The 24,694-nt window shown below is 73.0% G+C and carries 20 protein-coding genes; 16 read left to right on the plus strand and 4 right to left on the minus strand.

Translation table 11 applies throughout. The features are described from left to right. Nucleotides 1-607: 607 nt before the first annotated feature. Together ACZ466_RS43095 and ACZ466_RS43100 are read left to right on the plus strand one after the other, a co-directional pair. Nucleotides 608-1,657 (plus strand): ICP22 family protein, encoded by a 1,050-nt coding sequence (locus ACZ466_RS43095; RefSeq protein ID WP_378290659.1) that lies wholly within the window; start codon nt 608-610, stop codon nt 1,655-1,657. Nucleotides 1,658-1,853: 196 nt separating this feature from the next. Further along, nucleotides 1,854-3,068 carry an alkaline phosphatase PhoX gene (locus ACZ466_RS43100; protein WP_464041911.1) on the plus strand — a complete coding sequence of 405 codons (1,215 nt, stop codon included), beginning with the start codon at nt 1,854-1,856 and terminating at the stop codon, nt 3,066-3,068. Nucleotides 3,069-3,102: 34 nt separating this feature from the next. On the opposite strand, the gene ACZ466_RS43105 is transcribed toward ACZ466_RS43100, so the two are convergent. Continuing rightward, entirely contained in the window at nt 3,103-4,035 is a 933-nt protein-coding gene (locus tag ACZ466_RS43105) for an MBL fold metallo-hydrolase (RefSeq protein WP_378290663.1), read from the minus strand. Nucleotides 4,036-4,138: 103 nt separating this feature from the next. Between ACZ466_RS43105 and ACZ466_RS43110 the strand changes: the two genes are divergently transcribed. Next, nucleotides 4,139-4,486, plus strand: a complete 348-nt coding sequence (locus ACZ466_RS43110) for a single-stranded DNA-binding protein (protein ID WP_378290665.1) — start codon at nt 4,139-4,141, stop codon at nt 4,484-4,486. Here the strand turns inward: ACZ466_RS43110 and ACZ466_RS43115 are convergent. Beyond that, nucleotides 4,461-4,856: an NUDIX hydrolase gene (locus ACZ466_RS43115; protein ID WP_464041912.1), complete on the minus strand. Its 396-nt coding sequence runs from the start codon at nt 4,854-4,856 to the stop codon at nt 4,461-4,463. The two genes, ACZ466_RS43110 and ACZ466_RS43115, sit on opposite strands and share 26 nt — an antisense overlap. A 1,338-nt stretch (nt 4,857-6,194) precedes the next feature. Continuing rightward, nucleotides 6,195-7,475, minus strand: coding sequence for a DUF1015 family protein (locus tag ACZ466_RS43120; protein ID WP_378290669.1), 1,281 nt, complete (start codon nt 7,473-7,475; stop codon nt 6,195-6,197). 72 nt (nt 7,476-7,547) lie between these two features. Between ACZ466_RS43120 and ACZ466_RS43125 the strand changes: the two genes are divergently transcribed. The 3 genes from ACZ466_RS43125 to ACZ466_RS43135 all read left to right on the plus strand — a co-directional run bounded on the left by ACZ466_RS43125 (nt 7,548) and on the right by ACZ466_RS43135 (nt 10,170). Beyond that, nucleotides 7,548-8,000: a tetratricopeptide repeat protein gene (locus tag ACZ466_RS43125; RefSeq protein ID WP_378290671.1), complete on the plus strand. Its 453-nt coding sequence runs from the start codon at nt 7,548-7,550 to the stop codon at nt 7,998-8,000. 21 nt (nt 8,001-8,021) lie between these two features. Beyond that, complete coding sequence (locus ACZ466_RS43130; protein ID WP_378290673.1) at nt 8,022-9,026, plus strand: HAD-IIA family hydrolase; 1,005 nt, start codon at nt 8,022-8,024, stop codon at nt 9,024-9,026. 157 nt (nt 9,027-9,183) lie between these two features. Then, nucleotides 9,184-10,170 (plus strand): glycerophosphodiester phosphodiesterase family protein, encoded by a 987-nt coding sequence (locus ACZ466_RS43135; RefSeq protein WP_378290675.1) that lies wholly within the window; start codon nt 9,184-9,186, stop codon nt 10,168-10,170. 1,197 nt (nt 10,171-11,367) lie between these two features. Here the strand turns inward: ACZ466_RS43135 and ACZ466_RS43140 are convergent. After that, complete coding sequence (locus ACZ466_RS43140) at nt 11,368-11,709, minus strand: SCP2 sterol-binding domain-containing protein (protein ID WP_378290677.1); 342 nt, start codon at nt 11,707-11,709, stop codon at nt 11,368-11,370. Between the two features lie 68 nt (nt 11,710-11,777). Between ACZ466_RS43140 and ACZ466_RS43145 the strand changes: the two genes are divergently transcribed. From ACZ466_RS43145 to ACZ466_RS43190, 10 genes are all read left to right on the plus strand, one after another. Then, on the plus strand, nt 11,778-12,164 hold the full coding sequence (locus ACZ466_RS43145; RefSeq protein WP_378290679.1) for a hypothetical protein: 387 nt from the start codon (nt 11,778-11,780) through the stop codon (nt 12,162-12,164). Further along, nucleotides 12,161-12,970 carry a TlyA family RNA methyltransferase gene (locus tag ACZ466_RS43150; protein WP_378290681.1) on the plus strand — a complete coding sequence of 270 codons (810 nt, stop codon included), beginning with the start codon at nt 12,161-12,163 and terminating at the stop codon, nt 12,968-12,970. Before ACZ466_RS43145 ends, ACZ466_RS43150 begins: the two co-directional genes overlap by 4 nt. A gap of 144 nt (nt 12,971-13,114) precedes the next feature. Next, entirely contained in the window at nt 13,115-14,032 is a 918-nt protein-coding gene (locus ACZ466_RS43155) for an NAD kinase (protein ID WP_378290683.1), read from the plus strand. Between the two features lie 112 nt (nt 14,033-14,144). Next, nucleotides 14,145-15,848, plus strand: coding sequence for a DNA repair protein RecN (gene recN / locus ACZ466_RS43160; protein WP_378290685.1), 1,704 nt, complete (start codon nt 14,145-14,147; stop codon nt 15,846-15,848). A gap of 1,073 nt (nt 15,849-16,921) precedes the next feature. Next, on the plus strand, nt 16,922-18,094 hold the full coding sequence (steA, locus tag ACZ466_RS43165) for a putative cytokinetic ring protein SteA (protein ID WP_378290796.1): 1,173 nt from the start codon (nt 16,922-16,924) through the stop codon (nt 18,092-18,094). Further along, on the plus strand, nt 18,091-19,047 hold the full coding sequence (locus tag ACZ466_RS43170; RefSeq protein WP_378290688.1) for a copper transporter: 957 nt from the start codon (nt 18,091-18,093) through the stop codon (nt 19,045-19,047). Before steA ends, ACZ466_RS43170 begins: the two co-directional genes overlap by 4 nt. Before the next feature lie 5 nt (nt 19,048-19,052). Further along, nucleotides 19,053-20,114, plus strand: a complete 1,062-nt coding sequence (locus ACZ466_RS43175; RefSeq protein WP_417281734.1) for a hypothetical protein — start codon at nt 19,053-19,055, stop codon at nt 20,112-20,114. Nucleotides 20,115-20,415: 301 nt separating this feature from the next. Next, entirely contained in the window at nt 20,416-22,023 is a 1,608-nt protein-coding gene (gene murJ, locus ACZ466_RS43180; protein ID WP_378290690.1) for a murein biosynthesis integral membrane protein MurJ, read from the plus strand. Nucleotides 22,024-22,102: 79 nt separating this feature from the next. Next, a complete protein-coding gene (locus ACZ466_RS43185) occupies nt 22,103-23,293 on the plus strand; it encodes a glycosyltransferase family 4 protein (RefSeq protein ID WP_464044050.1) in 1,191 nt (396 codons plus the stop codon). A 247-nt stretch (nt 23,294-23,540) separates the two neighbouring features. Continuing rightward, on the plus strand, nt 23,541-24,608 hold the full coding sequence (locus ACZ466_RS43190) for a TerC family protein (protein ID WP_378290692.1): 1,068 nt from the start codon (nt 23,541-23,543) through the stop codon (nt 24,606-24,608). The last annotated feature ends 86 nt before the right edge of the window (nt 24,609-24,694 follow it).

The following is a 24,694-nucleotide window of genomic DNA, read 5'->3' on the forward strand; positions in this document are numbered from 1 at the left end:
CCAAGGCGAGAGGCAGGGGCGTCCAGGAGGGGAAAGGCCCGGAAGCGGCCCGAAGGGGCGCGATGGAGGCCCCCGTAGGGACGACCGGCCCCGCACGCCACGCGACGACCGTTTCCGGCGCGACGACAACGCGTCCCAGGGAGACCGTCGCGGACGGGACGGACGCCCGGGCCGCGATGACCGATTCCGTCGTGATGACCGTGTGCGTCGTGGCGACCAGTCCAAGCCCGGCGAAGGTTCGCGCCATGACGACCGGCCGGGCCAGGACGAGCGGATCCGTCGTGATGACCGGTCGCCGAGGGACCGCTACCCCCGCAAGGACGGTCCACGCCGCGACGATCGTCCACGCCGTGACGACCGGCCGCGCCGCGATGACCGCCCTCGCCGCGATGACCGGCCGCGCCGCGACGATCGTGCGGGGCGTGGAGAGCGTCAGGGACAGGGCGGCGGTGGCCGCCGGTTCGAGGGGCGTGGGCCGAGGAGGCCGCAGGAGGGCACGGGCGGGCGTTCGTATGGGCCGCCCAGGGATCGTGCTGGACGCCGGGAACAGGGCCAGGCACAGGAAAGGCCCGCTCCCAAGCACGACGACCCGCTGCTCCCCGATGATGTGACCGGTGAAGAGCTGGACGTTGAGGCGCGTGCGGAACTGCGCACCCTGCCCAAGGATCTGGCCGGACGCGTGGCGCGTCACCTGGTGATGGCGGGACGGCTCGCGGAGGACGACCCGGAGGCCGCCTACCGGCACGCGAAGGCGGCTCGGCGGGTCGCTTCACGGGTGGGCCTGGTGCGTGAGGCCGCCGGGCTCGCCGCCTATCACGCGGGCGAGTGGGCGGAGGCCCTCGCCGAGCTGCGGGCGGCGCGTCGCCTGAGCACGAGCGACGACGCCTACCTGCCCGTCATGGCGGACTGCGAGCGCGGCCTGGAACGCCCCGAGCGCGCGCTCGACCTCGTCAAGTCCCCGGAGGCCGACAAGCTCGATCAGGCCGGCCGCATCGAGCTGCGCATCGTCGAGTCGGGCGCGCGCCGGGACCTGGGCCAGTACGACGCGGCCGTGGTCACCCTGCAGGTGCCCGAGCTGAGGGACCGCAGGCTGCGTCCCTGGTCGGCACGGCTGTTCTACGCGTACGCGGACGCTCTCGCGGACGCGCAGCGTGAGGAAGAGGCGGCCGAGTGGTTCGCACGGGCGGCGGCGGCCGACCGGGACGGCGAGACCGACGCGGCCGAGCGGTACGCGGAACTCGAGGGCCTGCACATCCTCGATACCGAGGAGACCGAGCCCGAGGAGCACGACGGCGTCCAGGCCGACGCGGAAACCGGTGAGGCGGCCCCGCTCCAGGACGCCGAGGAGGCCCCGCCCCAGGACGCCGAGGAGGCCCCGCCCCAGGACGCCGAGGAGGCGACCGAAGCTCCCGCCACGGCCGAAGCCGGGACCGCCGAAGGAAGAACCGCCGCAGACGAGGACGCGCCGGAGCCACCCGGGCCGACCGCGATCGAATTCAAGGAGGCCCAGCCCGAAACGGCCTCAGAGCACGCCTCGGACTCTCCGGGCGAGCCCACCGAGGATGCGCACGGGCCGGAGGCTCCAGAGGCGCCAGCGGTCTTCCTGGAGCCGCAGACCGCCGACGAGCCCGACGAGCGGGGCCCCGCCGAACACTGAAATCGAGAACGCGAGCCGACGAGCCCGCCTGCCTTCGGGCAGGCGGGCTTTTTCCACGCCGCTGATCACCGCTACGCGGCACCGCGGCGGGGACGCCGGGCCGCGGACGACGCCCGGCGGACGGGTTGACGCATGTCGTGATTCGCCCGATATTCACATGATCGTGCCGATCGGGGGGTGAGGGAGTCACCCCGGCATGATCGACTCCCTCACGGTCTTCGCCCATCGCGTGAGGAGCGTCATGTCCACCCCCCTGAACCGACGCGTGTTCCTTAGGACGACCGCCATCGCCGGCGGCACGACCGCCTTCACAGGTGCGTTGTGGCATCAGGCCTTTGCCGATCCGGCCCAACCCGGCGCCGGCCCGTACGGTCCGCCGCTGGCCGCCGATGCGAACGGGCTCCAACTCCCCAAGGGTTTCACCGGCCGTGTCGTGGCCCGCTCGCTGCAACGCGTGCCCGGCACCCGCCACACCTGGCACCCCGCTCCCGACGGCGGCGCCTGCTTCGGGGACGGAGACGGCTGGGTCTACGTGAGCAATTCCGAGGTCCCCCTTGTCGGAGGGGCCTCGGCCGTGCGCTTCGGCGCCGACGGGACCGTGACCTCCGCGTACCGCATCCTGAACGGCACGACGCTGAACTGCGCCGGAGGAGCGACGCCGTGGGGCACCTGGCTGTCATGCGAGGAGCATGACCTCGGACTGGTGTACGAGACCGACCCCCTCGGTGCCAAGTCGGCTCGCTCCCACCCCGCGATGGGGCGTTTCAAGCATGAGGCGGCCGCCTGCGACCCGGAACGCAAGGTCGTCTATCTCACCGAGGACCAGTCGGACGGGTGCTTCTACCGTTTCCGCCCCAAGACCTGGGGTGAACTGTCCGAAGGCACGCTCGAGGTGCTGCTCGGAACGGGCACGGGCCCCGTCCGCTGGGCGCAGGTGCCCAACCCCCGCCTGTGGACCACACCCACCCGAAACCAGGTCTCCGGGGCCATGCGCTTCGACGGCGGCGAGGGCTGCTTCTACGCAAGCGGCATCTGCTACTTCACCACCAAGGGCGACAACCGCGTCTGGTCCTATGACGCGGCAGCCGAACGGCTGGACCTGGCCTACGACGACGACCTCGTCACAGAAGGCGAACCACCGCTGACGGGCGTGGACAACATCACCGGCGCGTCCTCGGGCGACCTCTTCGTGGCCGAGGACGGGGGCAACATGGAGATCAACCTCATCACCCCGGACGGCACGGTCACCCCCTTCCTGCGCCTCCTCGGGCACGACGAGTCAGAGATAACCGGCCCCGCCTTCTCCCCCGACGGCAGCCGCCTCTACTTCTCCTCCCAGCGCGGCAAGAGCGGATTCGTCGCCGGTACGGACGGCTACACCTACGAGGTCACAGGCCCCTTCCGCCACTAGCCCCGCCGCGAGGGGGTCTGCCCTGGCGCAGCGGTCAGTCCTTCCGATCCAACGACCGCATGATCCCGGCGACGTTGGCCTCGGCACCGCTGAGCACCTCGTACTTCGCGGCCAGTTCCGGGTCGGCCCCCTCGCGCGTCACCGCGTAGCGCTCGTACGTGCGGTCCTTGACCATCGCGACCGCGTGGTCCAGGTCCAGGCCCAGATCCCGCGCGTCGCGCACCGCGTCCACCCAGACCCGGAGCTCCTCGGCGGACCGCTCCAGCGTGTCGTTCACCTCCGTCACCGGCCCGTAGTGGGCGAACAGCAGACGCTGCGGCCCCAGCTCCTGGAACTTGGCGAGCGAGGCGATCGCCGTGTCCAGGTCGAAGTCCGGTGGGGGCGTGGCGGGACGCACGTCCTGCGTCTCGGGGATGTACACGCCTGCGGCGTCCCCCACGTACAGGTCGCCCGTCTGCGAGTCCATCAACCCCACATGATGCTTGGCGTGCCCGGGGGAGTAGTAGGACTCCAACCGGCGTCCCCCGCCCAGGTCGATCACGCCGGTGTCCTCGACCGCACGGATACGCGCCGCTTCGGTCGGCTTCAACTCCCCGAACAACGTGTCGAGCGCGTCCCCGTACACCATGCGCGCACTGCGCATCAGTCGTTCGGGGGAGGCCAGGTGCCGCGCCCCCTTCTCGTGCACGACGACCTCCGCCTCGGGATACATCGACGCGATGTCACCCACCCCACCGGCGTGGTCCAGATGGATGTGCGTGACGACCACCGTCGCCAGATCGGACGGCCCCACGCCCAGCTCGCTCAACGCATCCCGCACCACGGGTGCGGAACCGGCCGTCCCGGGCTCCACCAGGCAGGGCCGGTCGGAGAGGATCAGATACCCCGCCGTGATGCCCGCGTAGCCCGCCATCCGGGTGTCGATCTCGTAGACGCCGCCGCCGAGGGGGGTGATCGTGGTAGCCATCCCGCGATCATCTCTCGCACCCGGCCGAGTTATCCACAATTCACGCCGAGCCTTCCGCCCGGCCCCGCGACCAGGCAGCGTGGACTCCGTCGAAAGGAGCACCATGCACGTCAACACCGTCATCCTGGTCGGCCGGCTCGCCGAGTACCCGTCCCGCCGCTCCTTACCCGCCGGCGGCGGCGTCGTGTCCTGGCGGCTGATCGTGGACCGGCCGCGCGAGGGGGGCGGCCGGCGCACGGTCGACACCATCCGCTGCGCCACCTTCGACCCTCACCTGGGCGACCGCACCGCCACCTGGCGGCCCGGCGACCTGATCGGCGTCCAGGGCTCGCTTCGCCGCCGTTTCTGGAGGAACGACGCCACCCGCCTGGGCCGTTACGAGGTCGAAGTACACGAGGCCGAGCCGGTGGAGTACGCCGCCCCGGTCAGTCCAGCCGGCCCATCGCCCTGAGATCGTCGAAGATCAGTTGGTCGACGGGCGCGACCCGTTCCCGGTCGGCATAGGAGAGCCAATCGACCTCGGCGATCTCGCTGGAGGCCGTCGGCGTCCCCCGATGATCCGCGGTGTAACAGCTCATCCGCACGGTCACCCCGGCCGACTGCCCGTGCGCCTGGGCCTCCCACACACCAAGCCGCTCAACGCTCCCAGGAAGGATCTCGACCGCCAGCTCCTCCCTGATCTCACGCACCAGCGTCTCAAGGTCGCTCTCCCCGCCCTCCCGCTTACCACCAGGCAGGTAGAACACCTCTTTCCCGCGAGACCGCGTGCTGAGCACCTTCCCGCCTTCCAACCGCACCCAAGCCACCTTGTCGATCAACACTTCCGCCCCTAACACCGACACCCAACGACGACGCACCCTACGCCACCACCCACACACCCAACACCGCGAGATGACAGTCCACCTGACACCCGTCCAGCACGTTCGGGCACCAGCAGACCCGGCCCGATGCACGGCCAGGCGACCGGGCCAACCCAGAGCTGCACACTCAGGCCCCGTTGCGGGGAGTTCCCCGACCCGCGCCCGTCAACGACGCGCTTGTCATCCCCCTCCGCGGTGAGCGCAGCCTCCACCGCGCGACCACCCACCACCCCGAACCGATAAAGCCTCACCCGCTTACGCCCTCGCCCATGGGCCACCCAATACACCCCGAATCCGCCAACCCCCAGGGGAGGTATCTCGAGAGCCGGAAATGATCAGCATGCGCAAGGCCCTGAACAGCCGGGCCAAGGACGCACACGAGTCCCACGACGTCCGCAAGGCCCGCGCGCCGCGAGGTATCAGAGACCACCAGGGAAGCATGCGAGACCAGCGAGTCCGGAGAGGACGGCGAGGCTCGCGAGGCCAGCGGGGCATGCGAAGCAGGAACTGCCAGTCTGCCAGGCGCGCGAGGCGCGACTCCGCAAGGCATGAGCACGCCGAGGCTTGCGAGTCACGCGACATGCGTGAGGCCCCACTTGCGTGATGAGGGGACCATGCGAGATCGGGGAGGCACGAGGCGTGGCGCAGGGAGCCGGGGTGCACGACCACGGCGTTGCTGTCCAGGCGGTGGGTAAACGGCAGGCCGCCGAGGCCGCGGTGAAGCGCCAGGCCGTTGCCCTCCCGCTGGTGACCCAGGGGGGTGCTGCGGCGCCTCGGTTCCGGTGCGCAGCGCAGCGCCCGGCGGCGCGCACCGCCAGCGGGCAGCCGACGCCGGTACGCGAACCCGAAGCTGCGTGGAGAGGCTGGCCGGGAGGCACCGCACGACCGCGAGGCCAGCGAGGCATGCAAAGCCAGCGAGGCAGGTGATGCTTCTTTGCGAGGCCGCGACGGGGCGCGTCGGCGGCCCGTACCAAGGGACGGCGCGCGGCCGCGCGCTTGCCAATGCTGCCTCGCCGCCCTGCTGCGCGCCCTGCCAGCGGGCGTCGATCTGCTGTTCCAGGGCCCGGCGGGCCCGGCTGGACGGCCGCCGCGTCCCCCGGACGGCAGCTCGGCGCCGTCCAGGCGTAGTGGCTGTCCCGGCGCCCGTACGTATCCGGCGGCGCTCGGCGGCGGTTGTAGAGCCCGGGCGCCTGACCACCGGACGTGTCGACGTGCGGCGTCGTGGTGGGGCGCTGCGAGTCGGCAGCGCCAGGATCCTCGCGAGGGCCGAACCGGCGGGGATCCTGGCGGGCGGCGCTGTTAGGGGGTGTCGACCAGGCGGAGGACCAGGCCGGTGCGGGGTTTGGGGCCGAAGGAGGTTGATTTGCGGGGGACGCGTTCGCCCTCGGCGGCCACGGCCAGGACGTCGTCGACCTTGAGGGGGTTGAGGATGACCGCGGTTCCGCCTGAGCGGTGGGCGCGGTCCAGGGCGGCGTCGGGGTCGTCGTGGACCACCTCGACGCTGTGCTCGTCCTCGGGGATGTCCCAGACGTGCTTGATGAGGAGGTGGTCCAGGATCGCCGTATCGAGGTTGCGCCAGCGGGGGGAGTAGTTCGCGGGCACGGTGGCTTCGAGAAGGGCGGGCTCGGGGTCGGTGAGCAGATGGGAGGTGTCACCGCCGGCCAGGAGGAAGGCAGGGCCTTCGGCGGCGGCCAATGCGGAAAGGGCGTCCGGCCAGGTGAGTTCGGTCGTGCGGAAGATGCCGTCGGCGCGTTGGAGCGCCACGTCGGGAGGGAGGTGGGGGAGGACGCGGTGGATCGCCCCCAGGTGGGGCGGGTAGCGCGTGGAGTCCACCAGCAGGGCCAGTCCGTAGTCCCAAGGCGGCTGGTGGTGGCGGGCCTGGAGGGCCCGGTACGTGGCGTAGCGGTGGTGGCCGTCGGCGATCAGCGTTCGGCGGGGGCGGAGGTCCGCGGCGATACGGGCGTGCAGGGCGGGGTCGGTGATGCTCCACAGGCGGTGCGGCTCGCCGTCGGCGCGGAACTCCATGAGCGGGGGGCGTTCGGCCGTGGCGTCGATGATCTCGGCCGTGTCGCCGCCGCCCCCGTACACGAGGAAGATCGGTTCCAGGTTGGCGCGGGTCTCGGTCATCAGGGCGAGCCGGTCGCGCACCGGCCCGGGGTAGACGTTCTCGTGCGGGAGCACCACCTTGTCCGCCTCGGCGCGCAGTCCGAGGGCGCCGATCAGTCCGCGCTGGCCGGCGGTCTCGTACAGGTAGAGCGCCGGGTCGGGGTCGGTCACCAGGGCGCCGTCGGCGAGCCAGCGGCGGAGCGTGGCCGCGGCCGTGCCGTAGTCGTCGGGGAGGGTGATCCGGACGATGTTGTGGCCCCCGCCCGCCTTCAGCCGTTCCACCTGGTCGCGGTCCAGCAGGTCGTAGGGCGGGCTGGTCACCGCGGCCGGATCGATCCCCGGCGCGAAACGGACGCCGCGGAACGGCGCCAGCACCAGGCCGGCGCCCGACCGCGGCCCGGCCGTCCCGAAGATCCGGGCGCTGAACTCCTCCGGCGTGAGGCCGGAGGGGAGATCGTCGTCCACCGTGGGCATGGTAACCAGCGAAGGGTGCGCGCCTGGAGGGTGGGTACGGTCGGAGTGGTCGGCGTCCAAGGGGAGGTCCACATGGATGGTCAAGGATCGGGACGGGCGGACGATTCCCCGGGCGAGGATCCGCGCGGCGCCCATCTCGACCCCGCCGGCCCGGACGGCGGGGTGTACGAGTGGTACACGCGTGGCCTGCGGCTTCTCCGGTCGGGAAGCGCCGCGGCCGCGGTGCAGTTGCTGACGCGGGCGGCCGACGCCGAGCCCTCGTCGCGCTCCGTTCGCGAGGCGCTGGCCCGTGCCCAGTACGGCGCCAAGCGGTTCCGGGAGGCGGCCGACAACTTCCGCTGCATCGTCGAGGACGACCCGGCCGAGGACTACGCGCTGTTCGGCCTCGGGCTCGCGCTGAGCCGCCTCGGGGACTTCGAGGGCGCGGTCGAGCCGCTGGCCCTGGCCGTGGCGATGCGGCCGGAGAACAAGGACTACGCCAAGGCGCTCCGCCATGCACGTGCCACCCTCGCGGCACGAAGATGATCTTCTCGTACGATGGCCGCGATGAAGAGTTCCGAGCGGCCGCTGAGTGAGGCCTACGACGTCGCCCTGCTCGATCTCGACGGTGTCGTCTACATCGGCCACCGGCCGGTCCCCGCGGCCGCGGAGTCCCTGGCCAAGGCCCGTGCGGGAGGTCAGCGGCTGGCCTTCGTCACCAACAACGCCTCGCGGACGCCGTCGGCGGTGGCCGCCCTGCTCACCGCGGTGGGCGTTCCTGCGTCCGCCGAGGACGTCGTCACCTCGGCCCAGGCCGCCGCCCGGCTGCTCGCCGAGCGGTTGCCCGCCGGTGCCAAGGTGCTGGTCGTGGGTGGCATGGGGTTGCGCCACGCTCTGTACGGGCAGGGCCTCCGTCCCGTGTCCACCGCCTCGGAAGGGCCCGCGGCGGTCGTCCAGGGGTACGACCCGAGGCTGTCCTACGGTCTGCTGGCCGAAGGGGCGACGGCCGTGCGGAACGGGGCCTTGTTCGTCGGCTCCAACGGAGACCTGACCATTCCCGGTGGAGAGGGGCCGCCCCAGCCCGGCAACGGGGCGCTCCTGAAGGTCATCAGCGCCGCCACGGGGGTGGACCCCGTCGTCACGGGAAAGCCCGAGCGGCCACTGCACCATGAGTCGATCCTGCGTACGGGGGCGCGACGGCCCCTGGTCGTGGGCGACCGGCTCGACACCGATATCGAGGGCGCCTTCAACGGTGGGGCCGACAGCCTTCTGGTCTTCACCGGGGTGACCGACCCCCTCACCGCCCTCACGGCCCCGCCTCACCAGCGTCCCGCCTACATCGCTCGTGATCTGGCAGGGCTGCTCGTACCGCATCCAGAGGTGCGCCGGCACGGCGACGGCTTCCAGTGCGAGGCGTGGACGGCCCGCTGGGAAGGCGACGTGATCGAAATCTCTGGCGAGGGCGACCCCTATGACGGGTTGAGGGCCTTGGCGGCCGCGGCCTGGCGGGACGAGTCCAGTCCTTCACCCGAGGCGGTGCGCGGTGCCCTGGACCATCTCGGCCTTGCCTGAATAGCTGCGCTGTTACGGAGCCCGCCGCCGGGCGTTCGCCCGGCCGTCACGACTAAATGGTGATCTCTCCTGAGTTGTCTTGGGAGGGGTATACATGAGGCGTTTTGTCGTAATGGGCCTGGTGGCCGCAGGGCTCATCGGAGCGGGGTCCCCCGCTATGGCGGGCGAGTCCGCCCCGGGCAAGCGCAAGGCGTTCGACCTGCAGGCCCACAGGGGCGGCCTGGGGCTGGTCGTGGAAAGCACACTGCCGGCGTTCAGCAACGCTCTGCAACTGGGTGTCAGCACCCTGGAACTGGACGTCCAGATCACCGAGGACGGCCAGGCCGTCGTCACCCACGACCGCCGCATCAGCGACCGCAAGTGCAAGGACACCGCGCCCGCGGTACCGAACGACCCCGAATACCCGTACGTCGGCAAGTACATCAACACGCTGACGCTCAAACAGGTCCGCACCATGGACTGCGGTTCGCAGACGCTCGCGGAGTACCCCGGGCAGCGGGCCGTCCCCGGGGCGAAGATGCCGCTGCTGAGCGAGGTGTTCGGGCTCGTTCACCGGCACCGGGCGTACGGGGTCAAGCTCAACGTCGAGACCAAGGTGGAGGCCGGCGCGCCGCACGAGACCGCCCCGCGCGAGCAGTTCGTCCAGGTCACGGCGAAAGAGGTGCGCCGCGCCCGCCTCCTGCGCCAGGTCACGATCCAGAGCTTCGACTGGGGCGCCCTCATGCGGATGCGCCAGGTCGAACGGCGCCTGCCCCTGGTGGCCCTGACCAACTACGATTTCCTGCAGACGGGGCAGCCGGGCAGGTCGCCCTGGCTGGGCGGCATCGACATCGACGACTTCGGCGGCGACCCGCTGAAGGCCGTCAAGTCGTTCGGCGCCTCCGCGTTCTCCCCGGTCCACGGCTTCCCGCAGAACGGCAAGATCACCGACCCCGGGTACCGGCCGTACGTGACCAAGGCCATGGTCGACCAGGCCCACCGCCTCGGCCTCAAGGTCGTCCCGTGGACCGTCGACGACGCGCCCACCATGGAGAAGCTCATGGACGACGGCGTGGACGGCATCATCACCGACTACCCCGACCGTCTCCGCGCCGTCATGAAGGAGCGAGGCCTGCGCCTGCCCCGCCCCTACACCGCACGCTGAGCCGCGTTTCACAGTCCCGACTCACGGCGCTTGGCCGGCGCTCGGCCGACGCCGTCGGCCGTTCCGGTGCTTGCTTGGCGGGGTTGGTCGTTCCGGCTCTTGCTTGGCGGCGTTGGTCGTTCCGATTCTTGCTTGGCGGCGTCGGTCGTTCCGATGCTTGCTTGGTGGGGTTGGTCGTTCGGGTGCTTGCTTGGCGGGGTCGGCCGTTCGGGTGCTTGCCTGGTGGCGTTGGTCGTTCCGGTGCTTGCCTTACCGGGCCTTGGTGGGTACGGCATCGGTTCGGGATCTGGCCGGTGATGCTCGCCTCCGGCATCGCCTCACCGGCCAGGTGACGCGCTCGCGCGGTGCCTGAGGCCGCTTCGCGACAGGGACTGGAACAGCCGCGGCCGCATTGCCATCGCACGCCGCACGGCCTCACATGGCCGTGCGGCGTGAACGTCCTCCGGCGCCCCTTTTACCCCTTGAGCCCCCTCGCCCCTGCGCCTTTGTTCCGCTTCCTTTGTCTCGACCCCTGCGTCCCTGCGCGCTCCTGCGGCTTTGCTGCCCTGTGCACGTGCTGGTGCGTTGTGGGTACGCCCATTGGTGTGACCCTGGCGAGACGCCATTTGACAGTGTCCGCCGATTGCAGTGCGGCGGTTTAATTATTTGTGTGTTTGTGTGGCTCTGTGTAGATCGCCGGAAGCCGTGCTGATCTGCTCAGGGCGATTGGTCGATAAGGTGGTGGGTTTGGTTTGCTGGGCGTTTGGGATGATCCGGCTAAGTGAGGGGCGTCGCGACTTCTGGCACCGTCTAACGTGCAGTTTGGTGGAGTGGGGTGGGTCGGCTGCGGTGGTTGGTTGGTGGGGTCGTGGCGTTGCTCGTGGTGTCTCATTTGACCCTTGTTCACTGCCTGTGACCAGGGATTTGGTCACTGGGTGGTTGCAATGAATCTGGGGTCGTCTTCTTCTTCAAGGGGGTGGGGTGTAGATTTATTGGAGTCTTGAGTTGGAAGTCGCCCGGCACGCGGAGGATACTCTCTCGCGTATGAGTGTGTGGAATTGGAGGGAGGTTCCACTTGGAGTCGCGGGTGGATGATTGCGGGCTGCTGTGCCTTGGCGTGGTCCCGAGTGTGGCGTGTATTCCTCTAATGCGTGATCCCCGGCGAGGACGTCCTCGCCGGGGAAAGGCTGTCTCGGGGCCCGCGTGTGTCCGGGGCTCTCAGAGGAGCTTTCGGAGGCGTAGCAGATCGAAGATGCTCGCCTCGACCTTGAGCCGCCCGGACGCCCATGCCTTCGCCGGGTTGAGCTCGTCGTGGGCGAGGGCCACCAGGTCGTCGCTCTTCACGGTGAGCCGGACCTGCGCGCCCCCCGGGTCGTCGGTACGGCGGAAGGGGTCGAGACCGCCCGCGTGGATCCGGGTCAGGTACGCCACCCGCAGGTCGGGGATCCGGCAGCTGATCGTCCGTTCCACCACGTGCTCGGCGAGCCGGTCGGCGTCCACTTCCGCGAGGCGCTCGGAGATGCGGTCGAGCGCGCCGCGGCACTCCTCCTCGTTCGCCATGGTCAGGCCGTTCCCCGTTCGGTCGACAACGATGTCGTGATGGGACGGTAGCGTTCTGACTGGGCCCGATGCGACTCATGGCGGCGGACGGGGCCCGTTTCTGGGAGGTGGACGCGATGTCGGACGAGTCCGCGCAGGTACCGGCGCCGCCCGGCGGCCCCGTGCCGCGGCTCCGGGAGCCCGCGCGCCCCGAGCCGACCGGCGACGTGCGGGTCGACGAGGCGCTGGCGCGGCTGGCGGAGCTGGACGCGGCGCCGGTGTCCGGCCACGTGGAGATCTTCGAGGGGATCCACCAGCGGCTTCAGGAACTGCTCGCCTCCGCCGGTCAGGACGATCCCCCGGAAGGGGGGCGGCCCGCGGTGCGTCCGCCCGTGCCCGGGGCTGCTTCGCCCGCTGCCGGACCGCGTCCGGGCGTGTCCGGGCCGCGTCCGTCGTGGCCGGGGGGCGGGGGATGAGCCGCCGGCGGCTCGACGCCGAGCTGGTGCGCCGCGGGATGGCCCGGTCGCGTGAGCACGCCGCCGAACTGATCGCGTCCGGGCGTGTCCGGGTCGGCGGGCAGACCGCGGGCAAGCCGGCCACCCAGGTCGAGACGGGCGCGGCGATCGTGGTGGACACCGCGGACGCAGGGCCCGAGTACGTCTCGCGCGGCGGCCACAAGCTGGCCGGGGCGCTGGAGGCGTTCGGCGACCTGAGGACGGCGGGCCGGATCTGCCTGGACGCGGGCGCGTCCACCGGGGGGTTCACCGACGTGCTGCTGCGCGCGGGCGCCGCGCACGTCTACGCGGTCGACGTGGGCCGCGGCCAGATCGCGTGGTCGCTGCGCACCGACGACCGGGTGACCGTCCTCGAACGGGTCAACATCCGCGACCTCACGTCCGAGATGCTGGGGCAGCCCGAGGCCGCGCCGCCCGATCTGGTGGTGGGTGACCTGTCGTTCATCTCGCTGCGCCTCGTGCTCGAGCCGGTCCAGCGGTGCGTCGCCGCCGACGCCGACTATGCCGTCATGGTGAAGCCGCAGTTCGAGGTGGGCAAGGAACTCGTCGGGGCGGGCGGCGTCGTCCGCGATCCGGGCCTGCGGGCCGACGCGGTGCGCGGTGTCGCGGCGCACGCGGCGACCCTGGGGCTGGGAGTGCTCGGCGTGACCGCCAGCCCGCTGCCCGGCCCGGCCGGGAACGTCGAGTACTTCCTGTGGCTGCGGGCGGGCGCGCCGCCCCTGTCCGAGGCGGACCTGGAACGGGCCGTGGAGGAGGGGCCGCGGTGATCCGGTGCCCCGGGGCTGACGTAGAACGAGGCGTGGACGTTAGAGCGGATGTGAGATTCGGAACGGATGTGACGAGCCCACGGGTCGCGGCCCGCGCGGCGGGTGCGACGATGTCTGGCGTGTCGAGGACGGGACGGCGGGCCCATGGGTGAGCGGTCGGTACTGGTCGTCACGCACACCGGGCGGCCGGAGGCGGTGCGCAGCGCGCAGCTGGTGATCGAGCGGCTGAGCGAGGCGGGGATCTCGGTGCGCGTGCTGGAGGGCGAGGCCGCCGACATCGGCTGCACCGGCGTCGACGTGCGGCCGGGCACCGCCGCGGCCGCCGAGGAGGCCGAGGTGGTGATGGTGCTCGGCGGCGACGGGACGCTGCTGCGCGCGGCCGACCTGGCGCGCCCGGCGGGCACCCCGCTGCTCGGCGTCAACCTCGGCCACGTCGGCTTCCTCGCCGAGGCCGAGCGCGAGGACCTCACCGCCACCGTCGAACGCGTCGTCACCCGGCGCTACGACGTCGAGGAGCGCATGACGATCGACGTCCTGGTCCGGCTGAACGGCGGCGTCGCCGGCACCACCTGGGCGCTCAACGAGGCCACCGTGGAGAAGGCCGAGCGGGAGCGGATGCTGGAGGTCGTCGCCGAGATCGACGGCCGCCCGCTGTCGAACTGGGGCTGCGACGGCGTGGTGTGCGCCACACCGACCGGTTCCACCGCGTACGCGTTCTCCGCCGGCGGCCCGGTCGTGTGGCCCGAGGTGGAGGCGATGCTGGTCGTCCCGATCAGCGCGCACGCGCTGTTCGCCCGGCCGCTGGTGGTCTCGCCCAGGTCCGCGGTGGCGATCGAGGTGCTGCCCGGCACGCCGCGGGCCGTGCTGTGGTGCGACGGCCGCCGCACCCTCGACCTGCCGCCGGGCGCGCGGGTCGAGGTGCGCCGGGGCGCCGATCCGGTACGGCTCGCGCGGCTGCACCTGACCCCGTTCACCGACCGGCTCGTGACCAAGTTCGGGCTGCCGGTGACGGGCTGGCGCGGCCGCGCCCGCCAGCGTTCGGATCCGGGCGCGGGACGATGACCAGGGACGATGCGAGCGGGGGAGGCCGGAAGCGGGCAGGGGCGATAACCTCACCCCCGAGGCGCTGAAACCGGGATCTGTTTTGCGAGGGGTTGTGACGCTGGTGCGTCCGATGGTCGATGAGGTGCGGATCCAGGGCCTCGGTGTGATCGACGAGGCCGTGCTCGATCTGTCGCCTGGGTTCAACGTCGTCACCGGCGAGACCGGGGCGGGCAAGACCATGGTGGTCACCAGTCTGGGGCTGCTGTTCGGAGGCCGTGCCGACCCGCAGCGGGTCCGGCCCGGCGCCGAGCGGGCCACCGTCGAGGGCCGTATCGCGGTCGACCCGGGCGGCCGGGTGGTCGGCCGGGTCGAGGAGGCGGGCGGTGAGTTGGACGACGGCGCGCTGATCGTCACCCGCTCGGTGTCGGCGGAGGGCCGGTCGCGGGCGTACCTGGGCGGCCGGTCCGTCCCGGTGAGCCTGCTGATCAACCTCGCGGACGACCTGGTCGCCGTGCACGGCCAGTCCGACCAGCAGCGGCTGCTGCAGGCGGGGCGGCAGCGCGGCGCGCTGGACCGCTATGCCGGCGACGCGCTGACCAAGCCGCTGCGCGCCTACACCTCGGCCTACGAGCGGCACCGCCAGGTGACGGCGCTGCTGGAGGAGCTGACCACCCGCTCCCGGGAACGGGAGCAGGAGGCCGAGAGGCTGCGCTTCGGCCTGGAGGAGATCGAGAAGGTCGATCCGAAGCCGGGCGAGGACGTGGAGCTGGCCACCGAGGAGGAGCGGCTCGGGCACGCCGACGCGCTGCGCGGCGCGGCCGACACCGCGCACGAGGCGCTGCTGGGCGATCCGTCCGCGGCGTTCGAGGCGGCCAACGTGGTGAGCCTGCTCGGCACCGCCCGCAACGCCCTGGACGCGGTGCGCGACCACGATCCCGACCTGGCCGCGCTGGCCGACCGGCTCGCCGAGGCCGGGTACCTGGTCTCCGACGTCGCCACCGACCTGGCCGCCTACGCCGAGTCGGTGGACGCCGACCCGGCGCGGCTGGCGGTCGTCCAGGAGCGGCGCGCCGAGCTGACCGCGCTGACCCGCAAGTACGGCGGCGGCGAGTCGCTGGAAGAGGTGCTGGAGTGGGCGCGGGGGTCGGCGGAACGGCTGACCGACCTGGAGGGCGACGACGACCGGATCGAGCAGTTGCGCGCCGAGCACGCCGAGCTCTCCGGGCGGCTGGAGGCGGAGGCGGCCGAGTTGACCGCCGTGCGCACCGCGGCCGCCGAGCGGTTCTCGGCGGCCGTCACCGAGGAGCTGACCGCGCTGGCGATGCCGCACGCCCGGGTGGAGGTCGCGGTCGCCCCTACGGGCGAGTACGGCCCGCACGGCGCCGACGAGGTCGAGGTGCGGCTCGCCCCCCATCCCGGGTCGCCGCCGCTGCCGCTGCACAAGGGCGCGTCGGGCGGCGAGCTGTCGCGGGTGATGCTGGCGATCGAGGTGGTGTTCGCCGGTGCCGACCCGGTGCCGACCTTCGTGTTCGACGAGGTGGACGCGGGCGTCGGCGGCAAGGCGGCGGTGGAGATCGGGCGCCGGCTGGCCCGGCTGGCGCGCAACGCGCAGGTGATCGTCGTCACGCATCTGCCGCAGGTGGCGGCGTTCGCCGACCAGCACCTGCTGGTGGAGAAGTCCGACGACGGGACGGTGACCCGCAGCGGCGTCACCGCGCTCGACCGCGAGGGCCGGGTGCGCGAGCTGTCCCGGATGCTGGCCGGGCTGGAGGACTCCGAGCTGGGCCGCGCGCACGCCGAGGAGCTCCTCGAGCTCGCCGCCGAGGAGAAATGATCGTTCCATGGGCCCCGGGGGCTGCGGGAGTGACGCGGAGCACTCGGGCGGACACGCCCGAGTGCGCTCCTTGAGGCGTGTCCGCTCGCCTGCTCTGGCAGGATGGCTGTCGTCGGCCCGCGCTCGGGAGGGTGCGGTGATCGCGCGCCGGGCGCTCCGGTGCACGCGTCCCGCCGCACGGGTTCTCTCCGGTGCACGGGCCGCCGTCGGCCGGGAGGCCGACGTGCGAGCAGGGCAGGGCCGCCCGCGAGGGCGTGCGGCATCTCCGCCGGGCGGCGGCGGGGCCCGTCCATGAGGCCGGGAGCGCCTGCCGCCGGGAGCGTCCGTCGCTGACGGACGGTAATCTAGCAGTTGCTCAGGGGAGGGAAGGGCTTGTTCTTCGTATTGGGCGTCTCGGACCTCGCCGCCGGGAAGCGATGAACGACCCGTCCCCCACCACCGAGCGGCCGGCCGGACAGCCCGCCGGACCGTCCGAGGCGCCCGCCGCGGACGGGTCCCGGGCACGTTCCACACCGGCCGAGACCGCCGAGACCGGCGAGGCCTCCGAGGGATCCGAGGCGCCCCCGCCCACCGGGGCGGAGGCCGGACGGCGCGTCCCGTCCGCGGACGCGGGCACGGGCGAACCGGGCACTGAGCCCCCGCGATCCCAGCGGAAGAGCGGGACGCGGCCCGGCCACGGGAAGGCACCGAAGGCGGCCGCGGCCCCCGAGGGAGCGGGCGGAGTGCGCCCGGGTCCCGGCGACGTGACCGAAAAGAGCCCCGAGCCCGGGAACAGTGCGGTGGCGGGAACGCGTCTGACTTCCGAGGAGGAGACCGAGACGCGCCCGGGCCGGGGGAAGGCTTCGGGGTCCGTGCCCGGGCCGGCGTCGGGATCACGTCCCTCCGCGGAGGTGATCGAGGTGCGCACGGCGTCCGAGACGGCGTCCGGGCCCGCGGGGCGGCACGGGGACGCCGCCGCCCCGGCGGTTCCGGGGTCGCCGCTAACCGATCCGGGAGGCTCCGGTGCGTCCGTCCCGTCCGGTGGCGGGGACGCGGCCACGGCCGAGCGGAGGGCGCGGCTCTCGCGGCGGCTGCTGCGCCGGCGCCGCGGCCGGGAGGAGGGCCGCAACGGCGTGAGCGCCACGGTGCGGCTCGACCGCCGCACCAAGAACCTGACCAAGCGGCTGCAGCCGGGCGAGATCGCCGTGATCGACCATGTCGACCTCGACCGCGTCAGCGCCGAGGCGCTGGTGTCGTGCGAGGTGGGCGGCGTGGTGAACGTGGCGCCCAGCATCTCCGGCCGGTACCCCAACATGGGCCCGCAGATCCTCGTCGAGGCGGGCATTCCGCTGGTCGACGACGTCGGCCCGGAGATCTTCACCCGGCTCGCCGAGGGCGACCAGGTCCGGATCGAGGACGAGGTCGTCCACCGCGGCGAGGAGGTGGTGGCCAAGGGCACCGCGCAGACCGCCGAGACGGTCGACGCCGCGCTGACCGAGGCCAAGGCCGGGCTGTCGCACCAGATCGAGGCGTTCGCCGCCAACACGATGGAGTACATCAAGCGCGAGCGCGACCTGCTCATCGACGGCGTCGGCGTGCCCGAGGTGAAGACCCGGATCGAGGGCCGGCACGCGCTCATCGTCGTGCGCGGCTACCACTACCGGGAGGACATCGCCGCGCTGCGCCCCTACATCCGCGAGTACCGCCCGGTGCTGATCGGGGTGGACGGCGGCGCGGACGCGCTGCTGGAGGCCGGCTACCGGCCCGACATGATCGTCGGGGACATGGACTCGGTCTCCGACGACGCGCTGACCTGCGGCGCGGAGATCGTGGTGCACGCCTACCGGGACGGCCGGGCGCCCGGCCTCAAGCGCGTGCACGAGCTCGACCAGGAGGCGGTGGTGTTCCCGGCCACCGCCACCAGCGAGGACATCGCGATGCTGCTGGCCGACGACAAGGGCGCCACGCTGATCGTGGCCGTCGGCACGCACGCCAACATGGTGGAGTTCCTCGACAAGGGCCGGGCCGGGATGGCCAGCACGTTCCTCACCCGGCTGCGGGTGGGCAGCAAGCTGGTGGACGCCAAGGGCGTGAGCCGGCTCTACCGCAGCCGGATCTCGACCGGCTCGCTGCTGTTCCTGGTACTGGGCGCGTTCATCGCGATGACCACCGCGGTGTTCATGTCGCCCGCCGGGGACGTCATCCGTCCGCTGCTGGCCGACCGCTGGCACGCGTTCCTCTTCTGGCTGACCGGACTTTTCACGTGATCGATTTCCGATACCACCTCGTCTCCATCGTCGCGATCTTCCTCGCGCTGGCGCTGGGGATCATCCTGGGCTCCACGACGCTGTCGCAGTCGGTGACCAAGGGCCTGCAGCGGCAGACCTCGTCGCTGGCCAAGAGCAACGACGAGCTGCGCCGCACACAGGGCCGGCTGGAGGCCCAGCTGGAGGGCGACGAGAGCTTCGCCCGCACGATGGGCCCGCAGCTGGTCGCCGAGCGGCTCAAGGGCCAGTCGCTGGTCTTCGTGGAGACGCCCGGCGCGAGCAACGACAGCATCGAGCAGCTGAGCAACCTGGCCAAGAGCGCGGGGGCCGCGGTCACCGGCCGGGTGACGATCCAGAAGAAGTTCCTGGACGACCCCCAGGTCGGCACCGTCGACGAGCTGGCCGGCCAGCTCAAGCCCGGCGAGATGGCCTTCCCGCAGGGCGCGGGCGCCTACGAGAAGGCGGCGGCCGTACTGGCGAGCGCGTTGGTCACCAAGGACGCCGCCAGCACCGGCCGGGAGGACGCCTCCGCCGCGGCCGTCCTGGCCGGGTTCCGGCAGGCCGGGTATGTGACCACCAGCGGCAAGCCGGGCCAGCACGCCACCCTCGCGGTGATGATCGCGCCGTCGTCGCTGTACGCCTACGAGGGCGGCGACACCGACAACAAGGCGCTGCTGGCGCTGGCCGCGGCCCTGGACGGCGCCGGCCGCGGCGCGGTGCTGGGCGGCCCGTCGACGGCCGTCCAGGAGGGCGGGCTGATCGCGGCGCTGCGCGACTCCGACCTCGACAAGACGGTGTCCTCGCAGGACACCGTGGACACCGCGTCCGGCCAGGTGGTGACCATCCTGGCGTTGCAGAACGAGCTGGGCGGCAAGGCCGGACGGTACGGGACGGGCTCGGGTGTGAACGGGTACCTGCCCTCGCCGGTGCCCGCCGCCGGAGGGAACGGGTGACCCGCATGATCCGACCGACGGTCCGGGTGCTGGCCGGCGCGGCGCTGGGCGCCGTGGCCGCGCAGGCCGCCTACCGCGCGCTGACCGGCCGCCCGCCGGGCCTGAACGGGCTGCCGGGCGAGGAGGTCTGGGGGCGGTCCAACCACCGCGGGGAGCCCGTGACGCTGCTGGAGGGGCCCGCGTTCGTGGCGGGCGCCGCAGCGGCCGGGCTGCTGGCCCCCGGACCGGGCGGACGGGTGCGCGCGGCGGCGCTGCTGGCCGGTGCCGGCTCGGGCGTGCTCGGCGGGTACGACGACCTGGCCGGCTCGGCCGGGTCGCGCGGCTTCAAGGGCCATCTGGGCGCGCTGGCGCGCGGCGAGGTGACCAGCGGCGCGGTGAAGATCCTCGGGATCGGCGCCACCGGGCTGGCCGCCGCGGCGATCGCGGGGTCGCCCGCCCCGTCCCGTGCCGGGCGGGCGTTCGACACGCTGCTGAACGGCGCGATCGTGGCCGGGAGCGCCAACCTGATGAACCTGTTCGACCTGCGCCCCGGGCGTGCGATCAAGGTCGGGCTGATCACCGGGGTGCCGCTGGCGCTGACCCCGTCCGGGTCGGCCGTGGTGGCGGCGCCGCTGGGCGCGGCGGCCGCGCTGCTGCCCGAGGACCTGGCGGAGCGGGCCATGCTCGGCGACACCGGTTCCAACGCGCTCGGCGCGCTGCTGGGCCTGGCCGCCACCCGCCTGGGGCGCGGCCCCCGGCTGGCGGTGCTGGCCGGGGTGGCGGGCCTGAACGCCGCGAGCGAGTTCGTCAGCTTCACCAAGGTGATCCGGGAGACGCCCGCGCTGAACCGGATCGACATGCTGGGACGCCGTCCCCCGGCGGTGCCCGTGCCTTCGCCGGTGCCGCCGCAGCCGGGCCCGGCCGCCGCCGAGACCGGCGCTGGTGGCACGACGGCGGCTGCCGGCGGTGAGACTGGTTCCGGTGGCGACGCCGGCTCCGGTGACGCGGCCGGGGACGCGTCCGCCGGGGGAGCGACGGCCGGGGAGACGGGAGCCGGGAGCGGAGCCGTCACCGACCCCGCCCCCTGAGTCCCGGCCCTCCCGACCTCCGCGGCACCGGGCGCGGGACGTCCCCGCCCGGGCCCGCCCGCCGCCCCGGTCTCCGATCGGGCGGACGGCGACCCGGACCGCCCCGCCCCCGACCGACCCGCCCCCGACCGACCCGCCCCCGACCGCTCCGAAGACTCCGCCCCGACCGACCCGACCCGCCCCTGCAGCATCCGGCCGGACCACCGTCCGGCCCCCGCCTCCCGACCGCCGAACGAACGCCAGTGGTGAACCCCAGACCCGTGACCCTGACCTACCCGCCGCCGTCCCCCCGGGGGCGTGCGTGACGCCGCGGATGCTCCGGCTGACCGGCGGGCTCGCCGGGGCCGCCGTGGTCATCGGAGTGATCACGGTGCTGTCCCGGCTGGCGGGGTTCGGGCGCACCTACGCCTTCTCCCAGACCGTCACCACCTCCTGCCTCAGCCAGGCCTACTTCACCTCCACCCAGCTGCCCAACATCGTGTACGAGATCGTGGCGGGCGGGGCGCTGGCCGGCATGGTCGTCCCGGTGCTGGCCGGTCCCGCCGAGCGCGGCGACCGCGAGCAGGTGCGCCGGATCGCCTCGGCGCTGCTGACCTGGATCGTGCTGCTGATGGTGCCGCTGTCGGCGCTGCTGGCGCTGCTCTCGCGGCCGATCATAGAACTGCTGGTGGGCCGCGACCTGCAGGGCTGCTCGCGGTCGGGGATCGTGTCGGTCGGCACCGACATGATGGCGATCATGGCGCCGCAGATGGTGATGTACGGGGTCGCGGTGGTGCTGTACGGGCTGCTGCAGTCGCACCGCCGGTTCGTCGCGCCGGCGCTGGCTCCGCTGATGTCGAGCCTGGTGGTGATCGGCGCCTACCTGGCGTACGCGCCGCTGGGCCGCGGGTTCGAGAACGACCTGGCGCGGCTGCCGCTGCCCGCGGAGCTGACGCTGGCGATCGGCACGGCCCTCGGCGGCGTGGCGATGGCGGCGACCGCGGGCGTCGCCGCGTGGCGGCTGCGCCTGGGCCTGCGCCCCACGCTGCGCTTCCCCGACGGGGTCGCCGGGAAGGTGCGGCGGCTGGCGGTCGCGGGCCTGGCGACCGTGGTGGCGCAGCAGCTGTCGGCGCTGCTGGTGGTCCGGCTGAGCTACGAGGGCACCGGCGGAGCCCTGGCCAACTACCAGTACGCGTGGGCGCTCTACCTCCTGCCGTGGGCGATCCTGGCGGTTCCCATCGCGACCAGCGCGTTCCCGATGCTGTCGGCGCGGGCGGACGACGCGGCCGAGTTCGACCGGGTCACCGCCTCCACCACCCGCGCCGTGATCCTGGTCTCGTGCGCGGGCGCGGCCGTGCTGGCCGCGGTGGCCGTCCCGGCGGCGGTGGTCTTCAACCCCGGCCAGCCCGCGCAGCAGGACGTGCTGGCCCGCGCCGTGCTCGCCTTCGCCCCGGGCCTGCTCGGGTACGGCCTGGTCGCCCACCTGGGCAGGGTGCTCTTCGCCTGCCATCGCGGCAGGATGGGGGCGGTCGCCATCGTCACGGGCTGGCTGGTGGTCATGATCGCCGATGTGCTGCTGGTGCTGACCGCCGGCCGGGACTGGGTGGTGGCGGCGCTGGGCCTGGGCAACGCCGCCGGGATGACGGTGGCGGGGGCGTTGCTGATCGCCACACTGGTACGTGCCCGGGGGAGGGCGGCGGTACGCGGCGTACCGCGCGCGCTCGCCGCCGGGATCGCCGGGGGCGCCGCCGGAGGGGCCGCGGGTGCCGCGGTGGCGGGCGCGCTCGGCACGGGAGGCCGGATGCTCGACATCGGTGTCGCGGCACTGGCAGCCCTGGTCGCCGCGGCGGTGTTCGCGGCGTTCGCGTTCGTGATCGACGGCCGGGATCTGCGGGCCGTCCTGAGCCGGAAGGTCGCGCGTCATGACTGATGGATCGGTTGCCGGGCCGGAAGCGGCGGAGCGGCGAGGGGAGGCCGGGGCCGTGGCGGAGGTGGCCGCGCTGGACGGGCTGCGGGTGGCGCTCGTGCTGGGCACCAGCGCGGGCGGCGTCGGACGGCACGTGCGGTCGGTGGCGTCCGGGCTGGCCGCGCGGGGCGCCCGCGTGGTGGTCTGCGGGCCCGCCGACACCGAGCGGACGTTCAGGTTCGAGCGGGACGGGGTGCGGTTCGCCCCGGTCGAGCTCGCCGACCGGCCGCGGCCGGTCAGCGACGCCAAGGCGGTCGCGCGGCTGCGGACCCTCCTGCGCGGCGCCGACGTGGTGCACGCGCACGGGCTGCGGGCGGGCGGGCTGGCCGCCGCGGCGTGCGCCCGGGTCTCGCCCGGCCCGCTGCGGGTCGCCCGCGGCGGCGGCCCGCCGCTGGTCGTCACGCTGCACAACGCGGTGATCGCTGGCGGGCGGACGGCCGTGGCCTACGGGGCGCTGGAGCGCGTGGTGGCGCTGGCCGCCGACGAGGTCCTGGGCGTCTCGCCCGACCTGGAGGACCGGATGCGCGCGTTGGGGGCCCGTTCGGTCGCGCACGCGCTGGTGCCCGCGCCGGTGCCGCGCTCCCAGCCGAGCGCGGCGGAGCGCGCCGATCTGCGGGCCGAGCTGGGCGTGGGCGAGCGGCCGCTGATCCTGACCGTGGGCCGGCTGGCCGACCAGAAGGGCCTGCCGACGCTGCTGGACGCGGCGAAGGGCTGGGCCCGGCGGACCCCTCCGCCACTGGTCGCGATCGTCGGCAACGGCCCGCTGGAGGGGGAGCTGCGGGCGCGGATCGAGCGCGAGGACCTGCCGGTGCGGCTGCTGGGCGGGCGCGGGGACGTGCCGGGGCTGCTGACGGCGGCCGACGTCACCGTGGTCCCGAGCGTGTGGGAGGGGCAGCCGCTGATCGTCCAGGAGATCCTGCGCACGGGCCGCCCGCTGGTGGCCACCCGGGTCGGCGGGATCCCGCAGATGGTGGGCGCGGTGCGCACCGGCGCCGGCCCGGCCGGCGGCGAGGGGCCGGTGCGGGGCCCCGAGAGCGAGGCCGCGCTGCTGGTTCCGCCGCGCGACCCGGAGGCGCTGGAGCGGGCGGTGAGCCGCGTGCTGGACGATCCCGCACTGGCGGTGCGGCTCGGCGCGGCCGCGGCGCGGCAGGCGACCTCGCTGCCGAGCGAGTCGGACGCGGTGGACCAGCTCGCGGGCATCTACCTCAGGCTCGCCCCGTCCGGCGGGCGTTGAGGTTGGGAGTCGTCGGGCCTTAGACGGCGGGGGTCGCGTTCCGGTTCGGATTCTCCTCAAAAAAACCTGAGAATCTTGGAACGCGGCCGCTGCGCCCCGCGTTTCAGGAGGTAGTGGAGGGGAGTATCCCTGCGCGGTGGTCTCGTCAGCACGGCCGGTCCGTACCGGCCCGGGATCATCGGCCCGCACCGTTCCTCAGGGCGGGAGAGACCTCCGGCGTTTGAGCATGCCGCCGGAGGTGTTTGTTTTGAACGTTTCGCCGTGGGTGTGGGGCCTGACCCTGTTCGGGATCCTCGCCATCATCACCATTGACCTGCTGGTCATCCACCGGGGTGACACCCGGGAGTTCACCACCCGCCGGGCCGCGTTCTGGTCCTGTGTCTACATCGGTCTCGCGGTGGTGTTCGGCCTGGGGGTGTGGGCCTTCTCCGGGGGGCAGTACGCCGCCGAGTACTTCGGGGGCTTCGTCACCGAGAAGAGCCTGAGCGTCGACAACCTCTTCGTCTTCATGGTGATCCTGGCGCGGTTCGCGGTGCCCAAGCACTCCCAGCACACCGTGCTGATGGCCGGGATCGTGATCGCGCTGCTGCTGCGCGGCGTGTTCATCGCCGCGGGCGCCGCCGCCCTGCACGCCTTCACCTGGGTGTTCATCATCTTCGGCGTCATCCTGCTGTGGACCGCGATCGGGCTGGTGCGCGGCGGCGACGAGGACGAGGTCAAGGAGAACTTCCTGCTGCGCTGGGTGAAGCGGACGCTGCCCACCAGCGACGAGTACGAGGGCAACAAGGTCATCACCCGGCGGGACGGCCGCCGGATGGTCACCCCGCTGTTCGTGGTCATCATCGCGATCGGCTCCACCGACGTGATGTTCGCGCTGGACTCCATCCCGGCGATCTTCGGTCTGACCACCGAGCCCTACCTGGTGTTCACCGCCAACGCGTTCGCCCTGATGGGCCTGGTGCAGCTGTACTTCCTGCTGGGCGGGCTGACCGACAAGCTGGTCTACCTCGGGCACGGGCTGGCGTTCATCTTGGGCTTCATCGGCGTGAAGCTGGTCCTGCACGCGCTGCACGAGTACGGCGTGTCCTGGGCGCCCGACATCCCGATCTGGCTGTCGCTGGCGGTCATCGCCGGCACGCTGGTGGCCACCACCGTCGCGAGCCTGGCCGCGAACCGCCGCGGCACCGGCCGCGCCGCCGCCGGGAAGGCCGAGACCGGGAAGGCCGCCGAGCAGGCGCCGGCGGAGACCGGCGCCGCCCGCGCGGGCGGCGGCGACGAGGACGACCCGCGCCCGCTGGAGTCGCGCGAGATCTGACGAGAACGACCGATGGCGACGGCTCGCGCGGGCTCCCCGCGCGAGCCGTCGCCATGTGGACCGCACCCCGGGCGCGCGTCGGCGCC

The sequence above is a fragment of the Actinomadura rugatobispora genome, assembly GCF_055379765.1.